The following is a 21,032-nucleotide window of genomic DNA, read 5'->3' on the forward strand; positions in this document are numbered from 1 at the left end:
CCCGCACTCTTTTACTCCGGCAACTCGTAGACGTAGATCTTCTGCGCCGCCATCTGGTAGCCGGCATCCGCCAGCTCGCTGGTGGAGGGCTTGACCTGCATGTCGCCTTCGATCCAGTACGGCTGGTACAGCTCATCGAGTTTCACCCCGACTTCGCTGGTGACGTGGACGATCTGGTTCGACGGCGGTGGCGGTACGTGGATGCAGGCGCCGAAGTAGGGCACCAGCAGGAAGTCTGTGGTGCGTCCTTCCTCGCTCACTTCCAGGGGCACGATGTAGCCGGGCAGGCGCACCGATTGGCCGTCGAGGCTCTTCACCACCGGGGCATTGGGCAGGTCCTGCTTGGCAGCGGGAGCCGATTCGGCGGACAGCGCATCGCTCATCTGCGACAGGTCGTGCAGCGGCTTCATGTTCGGCACTTCCGGCGGCGCGTCCGGCGGGATCATTTCCGACCAGGTCAGGTCCTTCGGAGCCCCCGCCGCCCACAGCGGCGAGCTGAACAGCAGCGACAGGGCAAGCAGAGAGCGCAGCAAGCGTTGGGTCTTCATAAACCAGGGCTCATAAACGAATCGACAGGCCATCGGCCAGGGATTGCCGGTAGGCGCGCCAGGCCGGCACGCTGCCCATCAGCAGCGCGGCGATCAGAATACCGCCCAGCAGCGTCCACTCATACTGGCTGGGCCAGGACAGTGGCAGGTACAGGCCGTAATTCGACTGCACGTAGCCCTGGGCCAGGGCGATGCCCAGGTACAGCAGGCCAAGCCCGGCCAGCACCCCGAACAGCGCCAGGGCGAAGGCTTCGAAGATCAGCAGGGTCGCAATGTGCCAGGGGCGCGCGCCCACCGAACGCAGGATGGCCATCTCCCGCCGGCGTTCATTGAGGCTGGTGAGGATCGCCGTGAGCATGCCGATCAGGCCGGTCAGGACCACAAACAGCGACACCACGAACAAGGCTTTCTCGGCGGTGCCCATCAGGCTCCAGAGCTCCTGCAGGGCCACGCCGGGCAGGATCGCCAGCATCGGCTCGCCGCGGAATTCGTTGATCTCCCGTTGCAGGGCGAAGGTCGAGATCTTGCTGTTGAGGCCCAGCATGAAGGCGGTGATGGCCTGGGGCGTCAGGTCCATGTTGCGCGCCTGGTCGGCGCTGATGCGCCCCTCGCCACGGGCCGGCACGCCGTTGTGCCAGTCGATGTGGATCGCCTCCATGCCGCCCAGGCTGATGTGCAGGGTGCGGTCCACCGGAGTGCCGGTGCGCTTGAGGATGCCGACCACGGTGAAGGGCTTGTCGTCGTGCTTGACCAGGCTGATGGCCGCCACGCCATGGGCCAGTACCAGCTTGTCCCCCAGCTTGTAGTGCAAGGCATCGGCGACTTCGGCCCCCAGCACCACTTCGAAGGGGTCGCTGGCGAAGGCCCGGCCCACCGCCAGTTGCAGGTTCTGCTGGTGGCCGTACTGGTAGTGCTGGAAGTAGGCGTCGGTGGTGCCCATCACCCGGTAGCCGCGGTGGGAGTCGCCCAGGGAAATCGGGATCGCCCACTTTACCTTGGGGTTGCTGGCGAAGTGCTCGAAGCTGTCCCAGCGGATGTTGTTGGTGGCGTTGCCGATGCGGAATACCGAGTACAGCAGCAGGTTCACCGAACCGGAACGGGCGCCGACGATCAGGTCGGTGCCACTGATGGTGCTGGCGAAACTGGCCCGGGCTTCGGTGCGCACCCGCTCCACCGCCAGCAGCAGGCAGACCGAGAGGGCAATGGCGAAGGCGGTGAGGATCGCGGTGAAGCGACGGTTAGCCAGGCTGGCCATGGCTAGACGGAACAGATACATCTCAGACCTCTGCGGGCTTGGCGGCGCGATTGAGTTCGGCCAGCGACAGGTTGCGATCGAACAGCGCTGCCAGGCTCTGGTCGTGGCTGACGAACAGCAGGCTGGCCCCGGCTTCGCGGCATTCGGCGAACAGCAATTGGAGGAAGGCTTCCCGGGCGTCGTGGTCCAGCGCCGAAGTCGGTTCGTCGGCAATCACCAGTTCCGGCTGGCCGATCAGCGCCCGGGCCGCAGCGACCCGCTGCTGCTGGCCGATGGATAGTGAATCGGCGCGGCGGCCGAGCAGCTCCGGGTCCTTCAGCCCCAGGTGGGCCAGCAGGGTGGCTGCGGCCTGGTCGACGCTGCCATGGCGCTGTGCGGCGCGGCCGGCCCGTAGCTTGGAGAAGTGGCAGGGCAGCTCGACGTTCTCGCGTACCGAGAGAAACGGCAGCAGGTTGAACTGCTGGAAGATGTAGCCGGTGTGATCGACGCGAAAGCGGTCGCGGGCGCCGGCCGAAAGCTCGGTCAGCTCCTGGCCCAGCAGGCGAATGCTGCCCTGGTTGGGTTTCTGCACGCCGCCCAGCAGGCCCAGCAGGGTGGTCTTGCCGCTGCCGCTGGGGCCCTTGAGGAACAGGGTTTCGCCGACTTCCAGGCGAAAGTCCGGGATGTCCAGTAACGGTGGATGACCGGGCCAGTTGAAGCCCAGGTTGGACAGTTCGATAAGTGCTTGGGTCATGTCGGGTCGATCATCGGATGAGTGTTGTAGCCGCCGAAGGCAGCGGCTACAGGGTTGGCGCTCAGAACTTCAGGGTTGCCGCCGTGGCGCTGGCTTCGACGCCCTGCTGGCCATTCGGCGAAATGAGTTGTACCTGAATTTTCTGGGTGGCGGGGAAGGTCTTGAAGACCTGCCCCAGATCGAGGGTCTTCAGGGCATCCGGCTTGGCGCAGGTGAACTGGTAGTGGGCGTGGATCTCGCTGTGCTCATGGTGATGCTCGTGGCCAGCGGTGTCCTTGGCATCTTCGTCGTGGTCGTCGTCATCGTGATCATCGGCATCGGGCTTGTCGCCGAACAGCGGGCTCTCCAGCTCCTGCTTGGCCACCACGCACGCCGCTGCCTTGGGCAGGCTGAACAGTACCAGCGGCTGTTCCAGCTGGGTGCGGGCGGCAGCCACCTTGGCCTTGTCGGCGTCGGTGCTCGGAGCGTGTTCGAAGCCCACCAGGTTCATTGCCGGGCTCTCCAGCTCCAGTTCCAGGGTCTGGCCGTCGAGCACTGCGTTCAAACGGCCGACTCCATGTTCGTGGGCGCCGAGGCTGCCATGTTCATGCTCGTGATCATGGGCTTGCGCGGCCTGGGCGGCGGCCAGCGGCAACAGGGCGAACGGCAGGGCGAGTAGCAGACGGCGCATAGCAAGTCTCCGGAGCGAAGATGAAATAAATGTTATGTGATCTTATAACAATCGGCCGCTGAGTTTGACCGGCCGCTTGGCGTTGCGCAAGACGCGTGGGAGCATGCTCGTCAGAAAAATTCAGGAGCACAGCAATGTTGCGGATTCGTGGAAGCATCGGCGACTGGCCGGTGGATTTGACCCTGGAACTGGACGAAGGCGACTGGGCGCAACTGGGTGCGCAGTTGCAGGCGGCCAAGCCCGAGAGCGTCGCGGTAGCGGCGAAGCCGGCCAGCCAGGACGATGCCCTGTGGCAGACCACCAAGGAGTTGCTGCGCAAGGCCGGGCAGCTCAGCGGGCCGGAGTTGCTGGAGCAACTGGAAGGGCTGGCCGGTAGCGCGGCGGCAGGCAAGCGCTTGTTGGTGCGCTTGCGCCACTGCGCCGAGGTCAAGGTGGTGAGCGGCGCCGATACGCCGATCTACAGCTGGGTGCAATGACCCTGCAGGAGCCCGCTTGCTGGCGAACGCGTTCGGCCTGTCAGAACGCCTTCGCTGGCAAGCCAGCTCCTACACAAGCCAGCTCCTCCGGCTCAGTACAGGGCGGCGAACAGCTTGCGGCGGTAGGCGGTCACCAGGGGGTGGTCGTTGCCCAGCAGGTCGAAGACTTGCAGCAGGGTCTTGTGGGCGATGCCTTCGTTGTAGCTGCGGTTGCGCATGAACAGCTTGAGCAGGGCTTCCAGCGCCGCTTCATATTGCTGGCGCGCCAGTTGCTGGATCGCCAGTTGGTACAGCGCTTCATCGTCCTGCGGGTCCTTGGCCAGGCGCGCCTTGAGCTCGGCGGCGTCCGGCAGGTCCGCGGCCTGCTTGAGGAAGGTGATCTGCGCCTTGGCTCCGGCCAGGGCCGCCTTGTGCTCATCGCTCTTGACCGCGTCGAGCACGGTCTGGGCTTCACCCAGCTCGCCACGCTCGGCCAGGCAGCGGGCGTAGAGGATCAGCGCCTTGGCGTTGCTGTTGTCTTCGCCCAGCAGCACCTTGAGCAGGGCCTCGGCATCGCCGATACGACCTTCGGCAAACAGGGCTTCGGCCTGTTCCAGCGGATCGGCGGCCGGCGGTGGCGGCATCTGCACATGGGGTTCGAGCATGGCCCGCACCGCGGATTCCGGTTGCGCACCGGCAAAGCCGTCTACGGGCTGGCCGTCCTTGAACAGCACCACGGTGGGCAGGCTGCGGATGCCGAAGCGGGCGACGATGTCCTGCTCGATGTCGCAGTTGACCTTGGCCAGCAGCAGTTCGCCCTGATAGCTCTCGGCAATTTGCTGCAGCATCGGCATCAGCGCCTTGCAGGGCGCACACCACTCGGCCCAGAAGTCCACCAGGACCGGCTTGTGAAAGGAGTTCTCGATCACCGACTGGTCGAAATCAGCGGTGCGGGCGTCGAAGATGTAGGGCGTTTCCTGACTCATGGGGTATCTCGAATAAGCGGGAATGGAACCACTATAAAGGCTGGCCGGGAGGCTGAAAATCGCTATCGCCGCTGTGCGTGATAGAGGCTCACGTTGCGAAATTCCCAGGGTTCGGCCAGGTCGGGCAGGGTGAGGGCATTGAGCATTTCCAGGCGCTGATAGAGCGGGTGCTGGAAGTCCCGTACGCGGGAATCCGCCACCAGGGCCTGGCGGCCACGGCTGAGGAACTGGTCCAGCAGCGGCAGGTTGGCCCGGTCGTAGAGCACGTCCGCCACCAGGATCAGGTCGAAGCGGTCGGCCTCGGCGAAGAAATCCATGGAATAGCTCAGCTCGACGCCATTGAGTCGGGCATTCGCCCGGCAGGCGGCAATGGCCAGCGGGTCAAGGTCACAGGCCACCACTTCCCGGGCCCCGGCCTTGGCCGCGGCAATCGCCGCCACGCCGGAACCGGCACCGAAATCCAGCACCCGCTTGCCCGCGACCCAATGCGGCTGCTCGGCCAGGTAGCGCGCCAGGGCCAGGCCGCTGGCCCAGCAGAAGCTCCAGTAGGGCGGCTCGTGGAGGATGCGCCGGGTTTCTTCCGGGGTGAAGGCGCGGTCCATGTTGTCGGCGTCGATCAGCCAGAGCTTCAGCGTGGTATCGGGCAGCTCGCAGGCTACCAGTCGCGCGTCCCCCAGCAGTTCGCTGAGGGCAGCTTGCAGGTCGAGCGGGACATTCATGGGGCTTTGACAAATTGCAGTTGGCCCAGGGCCTGGCTGGTGGGTTGGTCGATGCGTTGGGCCGGCAGGTGCAGGATCAGTTGGCCGGACTGGCTGGCGCGGCCGCGCAGTTCGACCCGGGCGCCGGCCGGAAAGGCTTCGGTGGCAAAGCGCAGGCGGAACGGCAGGGCCTGGCTGGTGCCGCTCAGGTTGCTGCTGGCCAGCAGGCGTTGCGGACGGCCGCGCTCATCGATCACCAGCAGGGCCAGCTCGACATCGGCGCCGGCCGGTACGCCCTCGAGGGTGCCACTCAACTCGCGCTGGTAGGCCGGCAAGGGGCCTGGATCGGCCGGTTCCTGATTTTTTTTCACCGCCTGCTGCTGTGAAGTGGAGGGGGCCGCGGTTTTTGGCGCATCGCTGCTGCAAGCGACCAACAGGCTGACAAGACTGAGCAGAACGAGCGGTCTGAGCGGCATCTGAAGCTCCAACAAGGCGAATTTCCGTGTGCGAAACATAATAGTCGGTCTGTATACCGTAAAGGCTATGGCTTGTCTTGCCAGTGGGATGCGCTACCATGGCCCTCCCTTTTTTTGTTGCCTGCCACCATGCACTGTCCCTTCTGCGGTGCCAACGACACCAAGGTCATCGACTCGCGTCTGGTCGCCGAGGGCGAACAGGTGCGCCGCCGGCGTGAATGCCTGGCCTGTGGTGAACGTTTCACCACCTTCGAAACCGCCGAACTGGTGATGCCGCGCCTGATCAAGACTGACGGCAGCCGTCAGCCCTTCGACGAAGAAAAACTGCGCGCCGGTATGCAGCGTGCCCTGGAAAAACGCCCGGTGAGTGTCGAGCGTCTGGAGGCGGCGCTGGTGCATATCAAGCACAAGCTGCGCGCCACCGGCGAGCGCGAGGTCAAGTCGCTGGTCGTGGGTGAGCTGGTGATGACCGAGCTGCAGAAGCTCGATGAAGTCGCCTACATCCGCTTCGCCTCGGTCTATCGCCGTTTCCAGGACCTCAACGAATTCCGCGAAGAGATCGACCGTCTCGCCCGTGAGCCGGCCAAGCAATGAGCCAGCCTGCCGAGCAAGCGGTCCTCGACGCCCACTACATGGCCCGTGCTCTGGAACTGGCGCGCAAGGGTCGCTACTCCACCCATCCCAACCCGCGTGTCGGCTGCGTCATCGTGCGCGACGGCCAGGTAGTGGGCGAGGGCTGGCACGTGCGGGCCGGCGAGCCCCATGCCGAGGTGCATGCCCTGCGCGCGGCCGGTGAACTGGCCCGTGGCGCCACCGCCTATGTGACCCTCGAACCCTGCAGCCATCACGGGCGTACGCCGCCCTGCGCCGACGCCCTGGTGAATGCCGGTGTGGCACGGGTGGTCGCGGCCATGCAGGACCCCAACCCGGAAGTGGCCGGCCGTGGCTTGCAGCGCCTGGCCCAGGCCGGCATCGACACCCATGGCGGTGTGCTGGAAGGCGAGGCGCGGGCGATCAATAAAGGCTTTCTGAAACGCATGGAGCACGGCTTGCCTTATGTGCGGGTCAAGCTGGCCATGAGCCTGGATGGCCGCACCGCCATGGCCAGTGGCGAGAGCCAGTGGATCACTGGCCCTGCGGCGCGCTCTGCAGTGCAGCGCCTGCGGGCCGAGTCCAGCGTGGTACTGACCGGCGCCGACACAGTGCTGGCGGACGACGCGCGGCTGACCGTGCGCGCCGCCGAACTGGGCCTGGATGCCGAGCAGACCGCCCTGGCCATGAGCCGGCCGCCGCTGCGGGTGCTGATCGACGGCCGCCTGCGGGTGCCTCTGGATGCGCCATTCTTCAAGGCCGGCCCAGCGTTGGTTGCCACTTGTGCGGCGGTGGAAGAGCAATACGCCAACGGCCCGGAATGCCTGATTGTTCCAGGCCCCGATGGCCAGGTGGATCTGCGTCGCCTGCTGTTGGAGCTGGCGGCCCGTGGGGTCAACGAAGTGCTGGTGGAAGCCGGCCCACGCCTGGCCGGGGCCTTTGCCCAGCAGGGCCTGGTGGACGAGTACCAGATATTCGTCGCCGGCAAGTTCCTCGGTTCCTCTGCGCGGCCGTTGCTGGACTGGCCGCTGGCGCAGATGAGCCAGGCGCCATTGCTGAAGATCATAGAAATGCGTGCGGTGGGCGATGACTGGCGAGTCACTGCCATCCCGGCCCCGCCAGCGAGCGTATAATTCCCGACTTTCGCCTACCCGGCGGCCCTGTTCTCGAGGAGGACTCCATGTTCACCGGCATCATCGAATCCATCGGCAGCATTCGCGCATTGACCCCAAAAGGCGGAGATGTGCGGGTCTATGTAGAAACCGGCAAGCTTGATCTGGCCGACGTCAAACTGGGCGACAGCATCGCGGTGAACGGCGTCTGCCTGACCGCTGTTGAACTGCCTGGCGATGGTTTCTGGGCCGATGTCAGCCGTGAAACCCTGGACTGCACCGCCTTTCATCAGTTGAAGGCCGGCAGCCGGGTGAACCTGGAGAAAGCCCTGACCCCGACCACCCGCCTGGGCGGTCACCTGGTCAGTGGCCATGTCGACGGCGTCGGTGAAGTGGTGGCGCGGGAAGAAAATGCCCGGGCCATCCAGTTCCGCATCCGCGCACCGAAAGAGCTGGCCAAGTACATCGCCCATAAAGGCTCGATCACCGTCGACGGCACCAGCCTGACGGTCAACGCGGTCAATGGCGCCGAGTTCGAGCTGACCATCGTTCCCCACACCCTGGCGGAAACCATCATGGCCGACTACCGGCCGGGTCGGCAGGTCAACCTTGAGGTGGACCTGCTGGCGCGCTACCTGGAGCGCCTGCTGCTGGGCGACAAGGCGGCCGAGGCCACGGGCGGCACCATTACCGAAAGTTTTCTGGCCGCTAACGGCTATCTCAAATCCTGACTCAAGGGGGTGCCGAGTGGCGCTCAACAGCATCGAAGAACTGGTTGAAGACATCCGCCAAGGCAAGATGGTCATCCTCATGGATGACGAAGACCGCGAGAACGAAGGCGACCTGATCATGGCCGCCGAGTGCTGCAAGGCCGAACACATCAACTTCATGGCCAAGCACGCCCGCGGCCTGATCTGCATGCCCATGAGCCGCGAGCGCTGCGAGCTGCTCAAGCTGCCGCTGATGGCGCCGCGCAACGGTTCGGGGTTTGGCACCAAGTTCACCGTCTCCATCGAGGCCACCGAAGGCGTGACCACCGGCATCTCCGCCGCTGACCGCGCCCGTACCGTGCAGGCTGCCGCTGCCAAGGACGCCAAGGCCGAGGACATCGTCAGCCCGGGCCACATCTTCCCGCTGATGGCCCAGCCCGGCGGCACCCTGGCCCGCGCTGGCCACACCGAGGCCGCCTGCGACCTGGCGCGCATGGCCGGTTTCGAGCCCAGCGGGGTGATCTGCGAAGTGATGAACGACGACGGCACCATGTCCCGTCGCACCGAACTGGAAGCCTTCGCCGCCGAGCACAACATCAAGATCGGCACCATTGCCGACCTGATCCACTACCGGATGATCCACGAACGTACCGTTCAGCGGATTGCCGAGCAGCCGCTGGATAGCGAACTGGGCCAGTTCAACCTGGTGACCTATCGTGATTCCGTGGAAGGCGACGTGCACATGGCCCTGACCCTGGGCGAGATCTGCGCTGAAGAGCCGACCCTGGTACGGGTGCACAACATGGATCCGCTGCGCGACCTGCTGATGGTCAAGCAACCGGGCCGCTGGAGCCTGCGGGCGGCCATGGCCACGGTGGCCGAGGCCGGCAGTGGCGTGGTGCTGTTGCTCGGGCACCCGCTGGATGGCGACGTGCTGCTGGCGCATATCCGTGAAACCGCGGAGCACCAGCCGGCGAAGAAGCCCACCACCTACAGCATCGTCGGTGCCGGTTCGCAGATCCTGCGCGACCTGGGCGTACGCAAAATGCGCCTGATGAGTGCGCCGATGAAGTTTAATGCGATATCCGGTTTCGACCTGGAAGTTGTAGAATACGTGCCCTCCGAATAAAAGCCGCCTGTTTCCGGCAGCCTATTCGCGGTTCAAATATCACTGAAGAGCGTGTACTAGACACGCTCTGGCTCTTTAAGAGATTTGTCGAATGACCCTGAAGACCATCGAAGGTACCTTCATCGCCCCTAAAGGCCGCTATGCCCTGGTGGTCGGCCGTTTCAACAGCTTCGTCGTCGAAAGCCTGGTCAGCGGCGCGGTTGACGCCCTGGTTCGCCACGGCGTGAGCGAAAGCGACATCACCATCATCCGTGCTCCTGGCGCCTTCGAAATTCCGTTGGTTGCACAGAAAGTGGCACAAAAGGGTGAGTTCGCGGCAATCGTCGCCCTGGGCGCGGTCATTCGTGGCGGTACTCCGCACTTCGAATACGTGGCTGGCGAGTGCACCAAGGGCCTGGCCCAGGTGTCCATGGAGTTCGGCGTGCCAGTGGCCTTCGGCGTGCTGACCGTTGACTCGATCGAACAAGCCATCGAGCGTTCCGGCACCAAGGCCGGCAACAAAGGTGCTGAAGCTGCCCTGTCCGCCCTGGAAATGGTCAGCCTGCTGGCGCAGTTGGAGGCCAAGTGATTAGCGACGATAGCGATCGTTTCAACCCGCGCGATCCCAAGCCTGCCAATGCCGGCAAGCCATCCAAGAGCGCCAAGCGTCGCGAAGCCCGTCAGCTCGCGACCCAGGCGCTGTATCAATGGCACATGGCCAAGCATTCGCTGAACGAGATCGAAGCGCAGTTCCGGGTCGACAACGATTTCACTGACATCGATGGCGCCTACTTCCGTGAGATCCTGCACGGGGTTCCGGCCAACAAGAACGAGATCGACACCGCGCTCGTGCCTTGCCTGGACCTGGCCATCGATGAGCTGGACCCTGTGGAACTGGCGGTTCTGCGCCTGTCCACCTGGGAACTGCTCAAGCGCGTCGACGTGCCGTACCGCGTTGTGATCAACGAAGGTATCGAACTGGCCAAGGTCTTCGGTTCCACCGATGGCCACAAGTTCGTCAATGGCGTACTCGACAAGCTGGCCCCACGCCTGCGCGAAGCTGAAGTGAAGGCGTTCAAGCGCTGAACCGCGCTTGCAGCTGCCATGGGCGAGTTTGAGCTGATCCGCAACTTCTTCGCTGCCGCGCCTTGTGCGCAGGGCGGCGAGGGTGTTGCCCTGGGGATCGGCGACGACTGTGCCTTGCTGGCAGTTGCCCCTGGCGAGCAGTTGGCGATTTCCACCGACACCCTGGTGGCCGGTGTGCATTTCGCCGATCCCTGCGAGCCCTTTCTTCTTGGCCAACGCTCCCTGGCGGTGGCTGTCAGCGACCTGGCCGCCATGGGCGCCACGCCACTGGCCTTTACCCTTGCCCTGACCCTGCCGACGGTAAGCACCGATTGGCTGCAGGCCTATGCCCAAGGCTTGAATGCCATGGCGCAGAACTGCGGGGTGCGCCTGATCGGTGGCGATACCACCCGCGGCCCCTTGACCCTGACCCTGACGGTATTCGGCCGGGTACCTGCCGGCCTGGCCCTGACCCGCAGCGGTGCTCGGGCAGGCGATCTGCTGTGCGTCGGCGGTGACCTGGGCAACGCCGCCGGCGCCTTGCCGCTGGTTCTGGGCCAGCGCAGCGCCGAGCCGGCGCTGGCTGAGCCACTGCTGGCCCATTACTGGTCGCCGCAACCGCAACTGGCCCTGGGCCAGGCGCTGCGGGGCAAGGCCACGGCGGCGCTGGACATCTCCGATGGCTTGCTGGCCGACTGCGGCCATATCGCCACGGCCTCGGCGGTTGGTTTGCAGGTCGAGGTCGAGAAGCTGCCGCTGTCGCCGGCGCTGCTGGGCTTTCTCGGCCAGCAGGGCGCTCGCGCCGCGGCCCTGAGTGGCGGTGACGACTACGTCCTGGCCTTCACCCTGCCACCGGCCGAACTGGCGCCGCTACTGACGGCCGGCTGGCCAGTGCGGGTGGTCGGGCGAGTGGTGGCCGGGCAGGGGGTGACCCTGCTGGATGCCGATGGGCAGGACATCACCCCCGGCACCCAGGGTTATCAACACTTTCCGGAGACACAGTGACAGATCATCCCAAACAGGTCCCGGCGGAGTTCGTACCGCCGTCGGTGTGGCGCAACCCCTGGCATTTCCTGGCCTTCGGCTTTGGTTCCGGCACCTTGCCCAAGGCGCCGGGCACCTGGGGTTCGCTGGTTGCGCTACCCTTTATCCCGCTGTGGCAGATGTTGCCGGACTGGGGCTACTGGCTGATGCTCGGCATCACCATGCTGTTCGGCTTCTGGCTCTGCGGCAAGGTGGCCGACGATCTGCGGGTGCATGACCACGAAGGCATCGTCTGGGATGAAATGGTCGGCATGTGGATCACCCTGTGGCTGGTGCCCGAAGGCTGGTACTGGCTGCTGGCAGGTTTCCTGATGTTCCGCTTCTTCGACATTCTCAAGCCCTGGCCGATTCGCTGGATCGACCGGCATGTGCATGGCGGCGTCGGCATCATGCTCGACGACGTCCTCGCCGGGGTGTTTGCCTGGCTGGCGATGCAAGGGCTGGTGTGGTGCTTCAGCTGAGGAAATAGGCATGGGTGTGTGCCGCGCGCTGCTGGTATTGCTGGTTGCCTTGAGCTGTTGCAGCGTCCGGGCCGCGGAGCCGCAGGCGCAGCCCAGGCACATTCGCATCGCCAGCGAGGTCTGGAGCGATTACACCGAAGCCAACGGCGAGGGGCTGGGCTGGGACATCCTGCGCGAAGTCTTCGAGCCGCTGGGTGTGACCATCGAACGTTGCAGCGTGCCCTATACCCGTTCGGTCGGGCTGGTACAGCGCGGCGAAGTGGACGCCCACATGGGTGCCTACCGCGATGAGTCGCCGGGTGTGCTTTACCCCCACTGGAACTACGACACCGATCACATCTACGCCCTGGGACTGGCCAGCAACCCCGAGTTGAGCCTGGCGACTATCGCCAGTTACCGACTGGTCTGGGTGCGCGGCTACAAGTACCAGGACTACCTGCCCAATATCCGTCGCTACAACGAGATCCGCCGGCGCATCGGCATCCTGCCGATGCTGCTGTACAGCCGCGCCGACTATTACATCGATGCCCAGACCGAGATCGACTACGTGCTGGGGCAGGCCTCCGATCCGAGCCAGTTCAAGCGTACCCACCTGACCGAGCTGCCGCTGTACCTGGGGTTCGCCAGCAACCCGCGCGGGCGGGAAATGCGCGAACTGTACGACCAGCGCATGGCACAGCTGGTGAGCACCGGGCGTTTGCGGCCGATCTTCGAGCGCTGGAAACAGCCTTATCCCTTTGACGGGAGCCCTTAGCCGGCGGTGCGTTGATCAAACTTATCGATCTTTATCTCCGATAATTCAGCCTAAGCGTCCAGTGGAGGCTGCTGTTACAATGCCGCCTCTGCGAATCTCCAGTCCTCATACAGATCAGGAGCACAACAGTGCCCGTCGTTTTTGTTGCTGCTTGCAAGCTGCCTACGCCTTTTGCGCAATTCACCATGCATGGTTTTCTCGATGAAGCTACCGGCCGCGAGCATGTGGTGCTCAGCCTGGGCGATATCGCCGACGGCGCTCCGGTTCTCGGCCGCCTGCACTCCGAGTGCCTGACCGGCGATGCACTGTTCAGCCAGCGTTGCGACTGCGGTTCGCAACTGGAAGCCGCCCTGCAGGCCATCGCCCGCGAAGGTCGTGGGGTGTTGCTGTACTTGCGCCAGGAAGGCCGGGGTATCGGCCTCTTGAACAAGATCCGCGCCTACGAACTGCAGGACGGTGGCGCCGACACCGTGGAGGCCAACGAACGCCTGGGCTTTGCCGCCGACCAGCGCGACTACGCCATGTGCCTGCCGATGCTGGAGCACCTGGGGGTCAAGTCCCTGCGCCTGATGACCAACAACCCGCGCAAGGTCAAGGCCTTGACCGAGATGGGGATCCAGGTCGCCGAGCGTGTACCGCTGCACACCGGCCACAACCCGCACAACAAACTCTACCTGGCGACCAAGGCCAGCAAGCTCGACCACATGATGGGCAACGAGCACCAGGGCGAGGTCGACCGCGCGTGACCCGGGGCCAAGTCAAGCGGCGCCTGACCGTCAGTTGGTGGCAATACCTGGCCCTGGGCCTGTTGCCGTTGTTCGTGATCAACGCGCTGTTCGGCCAGGGCGAGCCCATCCTGCCGGTGCTGGCGATGCCGTTCTTCATTGCCGGGGTGGCATCGATGTTCGTCAGCCTGCGCTTCTTCGGCGGCTACAAGCACGCCCTGATCGCCACCCAGAAAGCCCTGGACACTCCCGAGGAACCGGCGGCCTGGATCAACCTTGCGGCCAGCCGGCGGGTGGCGTTCCTGGCGGCGTCGCTGCCGGCCTGGATCGGCACCCTGGCGGTGTTCGTCGGCCTGGAAGCGGTGCCGCTGATGCTTCTGGCGGTGTCCACGGCGGTGCTGTTCTACCTCTATCGCATTCCGCGTCAACTGGGCTGATGCTGCGCTGGCTGGCGGTCCTGTGCCTGCTGGCCAGTGTTCCGGCGCTGGCGGCGCAGCGGGTGGTGAGTCTTGCGCCATCGCTCTCGGAAATCGTTGTAGAGCTGGGGGCTGCCGAGCTGCTGGTGGGCGTGCTGGATGCCGGTGAACGGCCCGCGCCGCTCAAGGACCTGCCTTCGGTGGGGCGCTACGGCCAGCTGGATATCGAGCGTTTGCTGAGCCTCAAGCCTGATCTGCTGTTGCTCTGGCCGGGCAGTATCGGCCCGGCCCAGCGCGATCAGCTGGCGCGCCTGGGGATCCCCACCCTGGTTGCCGAACCCCATGACTTCCCGCAACTGACCGCGCAGATTGCCGAGATCGGCGAGCGCCTGGGCCGCCCGGCGGCCGGCCGCGAGCTGGCCGCCGAGTTGAACGGGCAACTGGCTGCATTGCGCGTCCGCTATCACCGCGAACCGCCGTTGCCGGTGTTCTATCAGGTCTGGGACCAGCCGCTGTACACCGTGGGTGGTGGGCAGATCATCAGCGAAGCCTTGAGTGTCTGCGGCGCGCGCAATGTGTTTGCCGACCAGCAACTGCCGGCGCCCCAGGTCAGTATCGAGTCGGTGTTGCAGCGCAATCCGCAGGCGATCCTCGCCACCGCCCAGGGACAACTGGATGCCTGGAAGGACTGGCCGCAGGTCGCGGCGGTGCGGCAAGGGCGGTTGCTGCTGGTAAGGGACAAGGGCCTGGAGCGGCCCAGCGGGCAGATGATTGCCGCGACGGCCAGGCTCTGTGCCTTGATCGCACCTGAGCGCTGAGCCCGTTCACCGGCAGGCCTTGCCCTAGAGGCCTGTAGGAGCCGGCTTGCCGACGAAGGCGGCGCACCTTACAGCTCAGGCGTCCAGGTCACGCCGAGCATCCAGGTACGGCCTTCGCTGCGGTAGCCATAGTCGTTGCCGTTGTACTCGTAGAGCGCGCGGCTATAGGACTTGTCGAAGATGTTGTCGAGTTTCAGGTCCAGCTTCACTTCCTGATTGATCGCCCAACTGCTTCGCAGTCCGAGCAGGCCGTAGCCGCCAATCGGGACCTGCTTTTTCGTGCTCAAGTCCTCACGGCTCTTGCTCACCAGTTGCCAGCTGGCACCTAGCGCCAATTGGTCGAACTGCCGGTCTAGATCCAGATTCAAGGTGCGGCGGGCACGGCGCGGCAGTTGATGGCCATCCTTGCGATTGCGCGGATCAATGATCGCGGTGCCGATGCTGGTCTGCCAGCCGAACAGTTCCTGTTTCAGGGCCGCTTCGAAACCGTTGATTCTCGCTGCGCCAACGTTTTCCGGGCGTTGGGCTATGCGGTCATAAATGATTGCGTCCTTGATATCGGTGCGGAAGATCGAGGTCTCCAGGCGAGTGCTTTGCGTCAGTTGGTTACGCCACTGCAATTCATAGCTCTTGGAGTGTTCCGGCTTGAGGTCGGGGTTGCTGAAGCCGGGGTAATACAGGTCGCTGAAGTTGGGCGCCCGGAAACCTTCGCTATAGGAGAGCAGCAAGTCATTGTCCGGGTTGAGCGGCAGGGTAAAGGTGCCGCTCCAGGTGTTCTGGCTGCCATATTGCTGGTTCTGGTCGCGGCGCAGACCCAGCTCGGTGGAGAAACTGTCACCGCGAAAGCGGTGCTGAATGAAGGCTGCCCGGTTCCAGCGGCTGTCTTCGGCAAATCGCGTCGGGCTGGTATTGAGCCGGTCTTCGTACCAGTCAGCGCCGAGGATCAGGCTGTTGTGTTCGTCCAGGCGCAGATCGTTCTGCCAGTTCAGCGAGTCCCGGTAGGTATTGAATACGTTTCGTTCGTCACTGAGTTTGTCGCGCTTGAGGTCGCGGTTCTCGCTATGCCCCAGCTCTACTCGCGACGTCCAGTAATCATTGATGTGCGCATCGAGATAGCCGCTGACGCTGCTGACACTGAAGTCGGTGTAAGGATCCTGGGCGAAGACGTCGTAGCTTGAGTCGTAGCGCCCGAAGGGGTTGTCATAGCGCGTGCGACCACGGTTATCCAGCAGGTTGAGGCCTACCTCCAGGTCATCGTTCAGCGCATGGCTGAGGGTGAAGCTCAACGACTTGTTGCGGTAACCATCATGGTCGGCATCGCTGGGGAACGATTCCTGGGTCCAGTCGATCCCGGCGGTTTCATCCAGGTTGGCGCCGAGGCTGAAGCGTGTCTGTTGATCTCCACCGGACAGTCCCAGGCTGCGCTCCCAGGTCTGGTTGCTGCCAGCGGCGACGCGCATGCGCCCATGGAGCCCCGAGTCCGCTCCGCGCCGGGTGAAGATCTGGATCACCCCGCCAATGGCGTCGCTGCCATAGATCACTGAGCGCGAGCCACGCAGTACTTCCACCCTTTCTATCTGCTCGATACTGATGAACTGCAGGTTACTGTCGCCGCTCGATGAGCTGCTGATGCGCTGGCCGTCCACCAGCACCAGGCTCTGGGCCGAGTTGGTGCCGCGGATGAAGATATTCGGCAGGTTGCCGCGGCCGCCGCTCTGGGCTACCTGCACCCCCGGCACCCGCTGCAGCAGGTCGGTCAGGCTGGTGGGTTGCAGGCGGTCGATGTCTTCCCGGGTGAACACGGTGTTGGCGGCGCTGCTGTCATTGCGCGCTTCCACCTGGCGGTTGGCGCTGATCAGCATTTCGGGCAGTTTCAGGGCCTGATCGCGGTCGGGGGTGTCGGCAAAGAGTTCGGCGCAGGGCAAAAGGCAAAGCGGCAGGGCCAGGCGAGAGAGTTTCATGGCTATTCCGTTAGCGCGGCTCGGCCTTTGCCGCAAAGTGGGAGAGGCTGCACAGTGAAGGCCAAAAAGCGACGCCCGCATGGCGGGCGTGCAACAGCGGCTACAGCTGGCCGTTGTGGATCAAGCCAGGCCCAGCAGCGCCAGGCGCTGGCGCACCGAGGCCTCGATGCCGGCTTCGTCGAGGCCGCACTCGGCGAGCATCTGCGCCGGTTTGGCGTGCTCGACGTAGGCGTCCGGCAAGCCCAGGTGGAGGATCGGCTTGAGGATGTTTTCCCGTGCCAGGTATTCGCTGACCGCACCGCCGGCGCCACCCATGATGGCGTTTTCCTCGATGGTCACCAGCAGTTCGTGGCTGCTGGCGATCTCGCGTACCAGGGCTTCATCCAGTGGCTTGACGAAGCGCATGTCGACCACCGTGGCGTCGAGTTTCTCGGCCACTTGCAGGGCTTCGGCCAGTTGCACGCCGAACACCAGCAGGGCCACTTGCCTGCCCTGGCGGCGGATCACGCCCTTGCCGATCTCGATCGGTTCCAGGCTCTTGTCGATCGGTGCGTTGGGGCCGGTGCCGCGCGGGTAGCGCACGGCCGCAGGGCCGTTGTACAGGTGCCCGGTGCTGAGCATCATGCGCAGCTCGTTCTCGTCGCTCGGGGTCATCACCAGCATGCCGGGGATGCAGCGCAGGTAGGAGAGGTCGAAGCTGCCGGCGTGGGTCGGGCCGTCTTCGCCCACCAGGCCGGCGCGGTCGATGGCGAACAGCACGTCGAGGTTCTGTACCGCCACATCGTGGATCAGCTGGTCATAGCCGCGCTGGAGGAAGGTCGAATAGATCGCCACCACCGGCTTGGCGCCCTCGCAGGCCATGCCGGCCGCCAGGGTCACGGCGTGCTGCTCGGCAATTGCCACGTCGAAGTAGCGCAGCGGGAAACGCTCGCTGAAGGCCACCAAGTCCGAACCTTCCTTCATCGCCGGGGTGATGCCCACCAGGCGCGGGTCGGCGGCGGCCATGTCGCACAGCCATTCGCCGAACACGCCGGAATACTTCGGCCCGCCGGCCTTTTTCGGCGCGGCCGCCGGGGCGTCCAGGGGTTCCAGCTTGGTGATGGCGTGGTAGCCGATCGGGTCGACTTCCGCCGGGGCGAAGCCCTTGCCCTTCTTGGTCACCACATGCAGGAACTGCGGGCCCTTGAGGTCGCGCATGTTGCGCAGGGTGGCGATCAGGGTCGGCAGGTCATGGCCGTCGATGGGGCCGATGTAGTTCCAGCCCAGTTCTTCGAACAGGGTGCCGGGGACCAGCATGCCCTTGGCGTATTCTTCGGTGCGGCGAGCGATTTCCCAGGCCCCGGGCAGGCGCGACAGCACTTTCTTGCTGCCTTCGCGCATGCTGGCGTAGGTGCGGCTGGAGAGAATCTTGGCCAGGTAGTTGGACAGCCCGCCGACATTGCGCGAGATCGACATGTCATTGTCGTTGAGGATCACCAGCATGTTGGCGTCCACCTCCGGCGCATGGTTCAGGGCCTCGAAGGCCATGCCCGCGGTCAGGGCGCCGTCGCCGATCACGGCGATGGCCTTGCGCTCGCTGTTCTGCAGGCGTGCGGCGATGGCCATGCCCAGGGCAGCGCTGATGGAGGTACTGGAGTGGCCGACGCCGAAGGTGTCGTACTCGCTCTCGGAGCGCCGCGGGAAAGCGGCCAGGCCGTCTTTCTGGCGCAGGCTGGCCATCTGCTCACGGCGCCCGGTGAGGATCTTGTGCGGATACGCCTGGTGACCCACGTCCCACACCAGCCGGTCGTCCGGGGTGTCGAACACGTAATGCAACGCGATGGTCAGCTCGATGACCCCGAGGCCGGCACCGAAGTGCCCGCCGGTCTGGCCGACCGTGTAGAGCAATTCCAGGCGCAACTCATCGGCCAGGGTTTCCAGCTCGGCTTCGCCTAACCGGCGCAGGCCGTCCGGCGTCTGGGCGCGGTCGAGCAGCGGCGTGGTCGGGCGTTTGCGGGGAATCTCATGAAACGTCGTGGGCATCAGGCGAATCGTTATAGGTATAGAAAGAGGCGGCAGTTTACCTTATGCATCGCAAGCTGCCCACGCAGAGCGCCGAACTTGGCCGATATGCGGTCCTGCTGCGGACCGCCGATCAGCTGCGGCGTTCGACGATATAGCGCGCCAGCTCGCGCAGCGGCTCGGCCGCTGCGTCAAACGGACGCAGGGCATGCAGCGCCTGGTCGCGCAGTTCCAGGGCGTACTCCTTGGCCGCGGCCAGGCCCAGCAAGGCCGGGTAGGTCGGCTTGTCCCGGGCGATATCGGCGCCCTGGCGCTTGCCCAGGGTGGCGGTATCGCTTTCGACATCGAGAATGTCGTCCTGCACCTGGAACGCCAGGCCAATGGCCTGAGCGTAGGTTTGCAGGGCCTTGAGCTCGTCCTTTTCGGCCCGGCCGCTGGCCAGGGCGCCAAGGATCACGCTGGCTTCGATCAGTGCCCCGGTCTTGTGCCGATGCATGTATTCCAGGGCCTGCTGGTCCAGCTTGAGCCCCACGGAGCCGAGGTCGATGGCCTGGCCGCCGACCATGCCCGCCGGGCCCGCGGCCTGGGCCAGGGTGGTGACCATGCGCAGGCGGATCTCGGCGCTGGCGTCGCTCAGGGCCGGGTCCAGCAGGGCGCTGAAGGCCAGGCTCTGCAGGCCGTCGCCGGCGAGGATCGCGCAGGCTTCATCGAAAGCCTTGTGGGTAGTGGGCTGGCCGCGGCGCAGGTCGTCATCGTCCATGGCCGGCAGGTCGTCGTGCACCAGGGAATAGGCGTGGATCAGCTCCACCGCGCAGGCGGCGCCGTTGGCTTGCTCGGGCTTGCCGCCCAGGGCCTCGCAGGCGGCGTAGGCCAGCAGCGGGCGCACGCGCTTGCCGCCATTCATCACGCTGTAGCGCATGGCTTCATAGAGGCGGGCAAGTTCGGGGCCAGGGGCGGTGAACAGGGTGTGCATTGCAGCGTCGACGCGGGCCTGGCTGGAGGCCTGATAGGCGGTAATCATTCCGGCTGTTCCGCATCGAAGGGCTGTTCCGCCAGCTCGCCATCGCGCTCCAGGAGGATCTGCACCTTCTGCTCGGCCTGGGCCAGGGCCGCCTGGCAATCGCGGGTCAGGCCGATGCCTTGCTCGAAGGCGGTCAACGAGTCTTCCAGCGACAGCTCGCCGTTCTCCAGACGCTCGACCAGGGTTTGCAGGTCGGCGAGGGATTGTTCGAAATCTAAGGCAGCTTTTTTGCGGGCCATGGCGGCTATCCCGGTTGACGTTAAACCGGCGCGACACTAGCAGACAGCGGGGTTTCGGGCAAATGAGAAGCGCCCGCTGGCGGGCTTCGGGCGGGGGGGCGTTGGGGTAGGGGGGCTGGGTTTTTCACGACGCGCATTGCTCCCGGGATTGAAGGGGGTGATGGCGCTGTAATGGCACTTGCTGCGGGGGTTTCAGGGCATTGCCGATTCCCTCGCAAATTCCTTTTTCGGCAATTGTGCAACAGGCGCCAAGTCGCTAATCTGCGGCCTTTCCAACGCCCTTTGTTGCCGGGCACTCTTTCTGAATATTTGCAGCCGCGCCGAGGATCTGGCGCCAGGGTTTTCCCATGCATGGCAGGACGCATTACATGCGCGCTCTATCCTCCCTTCTGCTGACCTTGCTGCTGGCCGGGCCGGCATTCGCCGAGCCTTCTGCCGATCTGCAGGAACCCCTGGCCGGCTGGCGTTATTCCGGCCTGCTGGACCGCACCGAGCAGGATCGCGTGGCCTATCCGACGCCGCCCATCGACCGCGGCATCCAGCGCAACCGCACCCTGATCGAAGGCCAGCTCAAGGCCATTGGCCATTTGCGCCAGCCCCACAGCCTGTCGGTCAACGGCAACCCGTTGAATCTCTACACCGACGAGCAGGGCCGTTTTGCCCGGCCCTATGCGTTCGGTGCCGGCTCCAACAGCGTCGAAGTGCGCAGCTCCGAGGGCAAGTCCCTCAAGCGCGTGCAGTTCTATGAAGCCAACCTGAACAAGACTCCACCGCGCATTCGCGTAGTGCTGGGCTGGGACGATCCCAAGGCCGAGCTGGACATGCACATCATTACCCCCGACGGTCAGCACGCCTTCTTCGGCCACCCCGGCCTGACCAATGGCGGCGGCCTGGACCCGGACGGCGTCGATGGCCCGGGCCCGGAAATGTTCACCATGACCGCACCGCTGCGGGGCACCTACCTGATCTACGTGAACTACTGGGGCAACTTCGGCAGCGGCGGATACAACTTCGACGAAGGCAGCAATCAGAACGAGGTGATCACCTCGCAGATCAACCTGATCCTTAACGAAAACACCGTCGATGAGAAACGCGAGACCTTTATCGTGCCCATGCGGGCCATCGGCGACCTGTTGCTGGTCAAGTCTTTCAACTATTGAACATCCCGCACCACGGATGAATTGG

25 protein-coding genes are annotated in these 21,032 nt (G+C 64.7%); 14 read left to right on the top strand and 11 right to left on the bottom strand.

The features are described 5' to 3' along the window. Window positions 1–11: 11 nt before the first annotated feature. The 4 genes from AC07R1_RS27270 to AC07R1_RS27285 form a co-directional block, all read right to left on the bottom strand. A complete protein-coding gene (locus AC07R1_RS27270) occupies window positions 12–533 on the bottom strand; it encodes a DUF3299 domain-containing protein (protein ID WP_026019988.1) in 522 nt (173 codons plus the stop codon). Window positions 534–558: 25 nt separating this feature from the next. Further along, on the bottom strand, window positions 559–1,824 hold the full coding sequence (locus tag AC07R1_RS27275) for an ABC transporter permease (RefSeq protein ID WP_015637208.1): 1,266 nt from the start codon (window positions 1,822–1,824) through the stop codon (window positions 559–561). A gap of 1 nt (window position 1,825) precedes the next feature. Further along, window positions 1,826–2,536, bottom strand: a complete 711-nt coding sequence (locus AC07R1_RS27280) for an ABC transporter ATP-binding protein (protein WP_019093216.1) — start codon at window positions 2,534–2,536, stop codon at window positions 1,826–1,828. 61 nt (window positions 2,537–2,597) lie between these two features. Then, the gene (locus AC07R1_RS27285; protein WP_011063744.1) at window positions 2,598–3,206 is read right to left on the bottom strand and encodes a DUF2796 domain-containing protein; all 609 of its coding nucleotides are present in this window, start codon (window positions 3,204–3,206) and stop codon (window positions 2,598–2,600) included. 134 nt (window positions 3,207–3,340) lie between these two features. Between AC07R1_RS27285 and AC07R1_RS27290 the strand changes: the two genes are divergently transcribed. Then, window positions 3,341–3,682 (top strand): hypothetical protein, encoded by a 342-nt coding sequence (locus AC07R1_RS27290; protein ID WP_015637205.1) that lies wholly within the window; start codon window positions 3,341–3,343, stop codon window positions 3,680–3,682. Between the two features lie 92 nt (window positions 3,683–3,774). Here the strand turns inward: AC07R1_RS27290 and trxA are convergent, their stop codons facing one another. From trxA to AC07R1_RS27305, 3 genes are all read right to left on the bottom strand, one after another. Further along, window positions 3,775–4,647 carry a thioredoxin gene (gene trxA, locus AC07R1_RS27295; protein ID WP_011063742.1) on the bottom strand — a complete coding sequence of 291 codons (873 nt, stop codon included), beginning with the start codon at window positions 4,645–4,647 and terminating at the stop codon, window positions 3,775–3,777. Between the two features lie 62 nt (window positions 4,648–4,709). Continuing rightward, window positions 4,710–5,366 (bottom strand): class I SAM-dependent methyltransferase, encoded by a 657-nt coding sequence (locus tag AC07R1_RS27300; RefSeq protein WP_053154128.1) that lies wholly within the window; start codon window positions 5,364–5,366, stop codon window positions 4,710–4,712. Next, on the bottom strand, window positions 5,363–5,821 hold the full coding sequence (locus AC07R1_RS27305; protein ID WP_011063740.1) for a hypothetical protein: 459 nt from the start codon (window positions 5,819–5,821) through the stop codon (window positions 5,363–5,365). Before AC07R1_RS27305 ends, AC07R1_RS27300 begins: the two co-directional genes overlap by 4 nt. Window positions 5,822–5,950: 129 nt before the next feature. Between AC07R1_RS27305 and nrdR the strand changes: the two genes are divergently transcribed. The 12 genes from nrdR to AC07R1_RS27365 all read left to right on the top strand — a co-directional run bounded on the left by nrdR (window position 5,951) and on the right by AC07R1_RS27365 (window position 14,625). Further along, entirely contained in the window at window positions 5,951–6,415 is a 465-nt protein-coding gene (gene nrdR, locus AC07R1_RS27310) for a transcriptional regulator NrdR (protein ID WP_019095943.1), read from the top strand. Beyond that, a complete protein-coding gene (ribD, locus tag AC07R1_RS27315) occupies window positions 6,412–7,545 on the top strand; it encodes a bifunctional diaminohydroxyphosphoribosylaminopyrimidine deaminase/5-amino-6-(5-phosphoribosylamino)uracil reductase RibD (RefSeq protein WP_072444894.1) in 1,134 nt (377 codons plus the stop codon). Before nrdR ends, ribD begins: the two co-directional genes overlap by 4 nt. A gap of 47 nt (window positions 7,546–7,592) precedes the next feature. Then, on the top strand, window positions 7,593–8,255 hold the full coding sequence (locus tag AC07R1_RS27320; protein ID WP_011063737.1) for a riboflavin synthase: 663 nt from the start codon (window positions 7,593–7,595) through the stop codon (window positions 8,253–8,255). A 16-nt stretch (window positions 8,256–8,271) separates the two neighbouring features. Then, on the top strand, window positions 8,272–9,363 hold the full coding sequence (gene ribBA, locus AC07R1_RS27325; protein ID WP_011063736.1) for a bifunctional 3,4-dihydroxy-2-butanone-4-phosphate synthase/GTP cyclohydrolase II: 1,092 nt from the start codon (window positions 8,272–8,274) through the stop codon (window positions 9,361–9,363). 91 nt (window positions 9,364–9,454) lie between these two features. After that, window positions 9,455–9,931, top strand: a complete 477-nt coding sequence (ribH, locus tag AC07R1_RS27330) for a 6,7-dimethyl-8-ribityllumazine synthase (RefSeq protein WP_011063735.1) — start codon at window positions 9,455–9,457, stop codon at window positions 9,929–9,931. After that, on the top strand, window positions 9,928–10,428 hold the full coding sequence (gene nusB / locus AC07R1_RS27335) for a transcription antitermination factor NusB (RefSeq protein WP_011063734.1): 501 nt from the start codon (window positions 9,928–9,930) through the stop codon (window positions 10,426–10,428). Before ribH ends, nusB begins: the two co-directional genes overlap by 4 nt. An 18-nt stretch (window positions 10,429–10,446) precedes the next feature. Beyond that, window positions 10,447–11,412, top strand: coding sequence for a thiamine-phosphate kinase (gene thiL, locus AC07R1_RS27340; RefSeq protein ID WP_495111122.1), 966 nt, complete (start codon window positions 10,447–10,449; stop codon window positions 11,410–11,412). Next, window positions 11,409–11,912 (top strand): phosphatidylglycerophosphatase A family protein, encoded by a 504-nt coding sequence (locus AC07R1_RS27345; RefSeq protein ID WP_011063732.1) that lies wholly within the window; start codon window positions 11,409–11,411, stop codon window positions 11,910–11,912. Before thiL ends, AC07R1_RS27345 begins: the two co-directional genes overlap by 4 nt. Before the next feature lie 10 nt (window positions 11,913–11,922). Continuing rightward, window positions 11,923–12,666: a substrate-binding periplasmic protein gene (locus AC07R1_RS27350; RefSeq protein WP_015637198.1), complete on the top strand. Its 744-nt coding sequence runs from the start codon at window positions 11,923–11,925 to the stop codon at window positions 12,664–12,666. 128 nt (window positions 12,667–12,794) lie between these two features. Next, window positions 12,795–13,412 carry a GTP cyclohydrolase II gene (gene ribA, locus AC07R1_RS27355; protein ID WP_011063730.1) on the top strand — a complete coding sequence of 206 codons (618 nt, stop codon included), beginning with the start codon at window positions 12,795–12,797 and terminating at the stop codon, window positions 13,410–13,412. Further along, the gene (locus AC07R1_RS27360; protein ID WP_011063729.1) at window positions 13,409–13,828 is read left to right on the top strand and encodes a hypothetical protein; all 420 of its coding nucleotides are present in this window, start codon (window positions 13,409–13,411) and stop codon (window positions 13,826–13,828) included. Before ribA ends, AC07R1_RS27360 begins: the two co-directional genes overlap by 4 nt. Continuing rightward, window positions 13,828–14,625, top strand: coding sequence for a cobalamin-binding protein (locus AC07R1_RS27365; RefSeq protein ID WP_194237516.1), 798 nt, complete (start codon window positions 13,828–13,830; stop codon window positions 14,623–14,625). Before AC07R1_RS27360 ends, AC07R1_RS27365 begins: the two co-directional genes overlap by 1 nt. A gap of 68 nt (window positions 14,626–14,693) precedes the next feature. Here the strand turns inward: AC07R1_RS27365 and AC07R1_RS27370 are convergent, their stop codons facing one another. The 4 genes from AC07R1_RS27370 to AC07R1_RS27385 all read right to left on the bottom strand — a co-directional run bounded on the left by AC07R1_RS27370 (window position 14,694) and on the right by AC07R1_RS27385 (window position 19,847). Further along, complete coding sequence (locus tag AC07R1_RS27370; protein ID WP_495111123.1) at window positions 14,694–16,586, bottom strand: TonB-dependent receptor plug domain-containing protein; 1,893 nt, start codon at window positions 16,584–16,586, stop codon at window positions 14,694–14,696. A 120-nt stretch (window positions 16,587–16,706) separates the two neighbouring features. Then, complete coding sequence (gene dxs / locus AC07R1_RS27375) at window positions 16,707–18,608, bottom strand: 1-deoxy-D-xylulose-5-phosphate synthase (RefSeq protein ID WP_011063726.1); 1,902 nt, start codon at window positions 18,606–18,608, stop codon at window positions 16,707–16,709. Between the two features lie 112 nt (window positions 18,609–18,720). Beyond that, window positions 18,721–19,608, bottom strand: coding sequence for a (2E,6E)-farnesyl diphosphate synthase (gene ispA, locus AC07R1_RS27380; RefSeq protein WP_495111124.1), 888 nt, complete (start codon window positions 19,606–19,608; stop codon window positions 18,721–18,723). Next, window positions 19,605–19,847 carry an exodeoxyribonuclease VII small subunit gene (locus tag AC07R1_RS27385; RefSeq protein WP_011063724.1) on the bottom strand — a complete coding sequence of 81 codons (243 nt, stop codon included), beginning with the start codon at window positions 19,845–19,847 and terminating at the stop codon, window positions 19,605–19,607. The genes ispA and AC07R1_RS27385 overlap by 4 nt, the downstream gene beginning before the upstream one ends. A 368-nt stretch (window positions 19,848–20,215) precedes the next feature. Between AC07R1_RS27385 and AC07R1_RS27390 the strand changes: the two genes are divergently transcribed. Next, window positions 20,216–21,007, top strand: a complete 792-nt coding sequence (locus AC07R1_RS27390; RefSeq protein ID WP_169893396.1) for a YfaP family protein — start codon at window positions 20,216–20,218, stop codon at window positions 21,005–21,007. Window positions 21,008–21,032: the final 25 nt, after the last annotated feature.

This window comes from Pseudomonas sp. GW821-FHT07F01 (assembly GCF_059418825.1).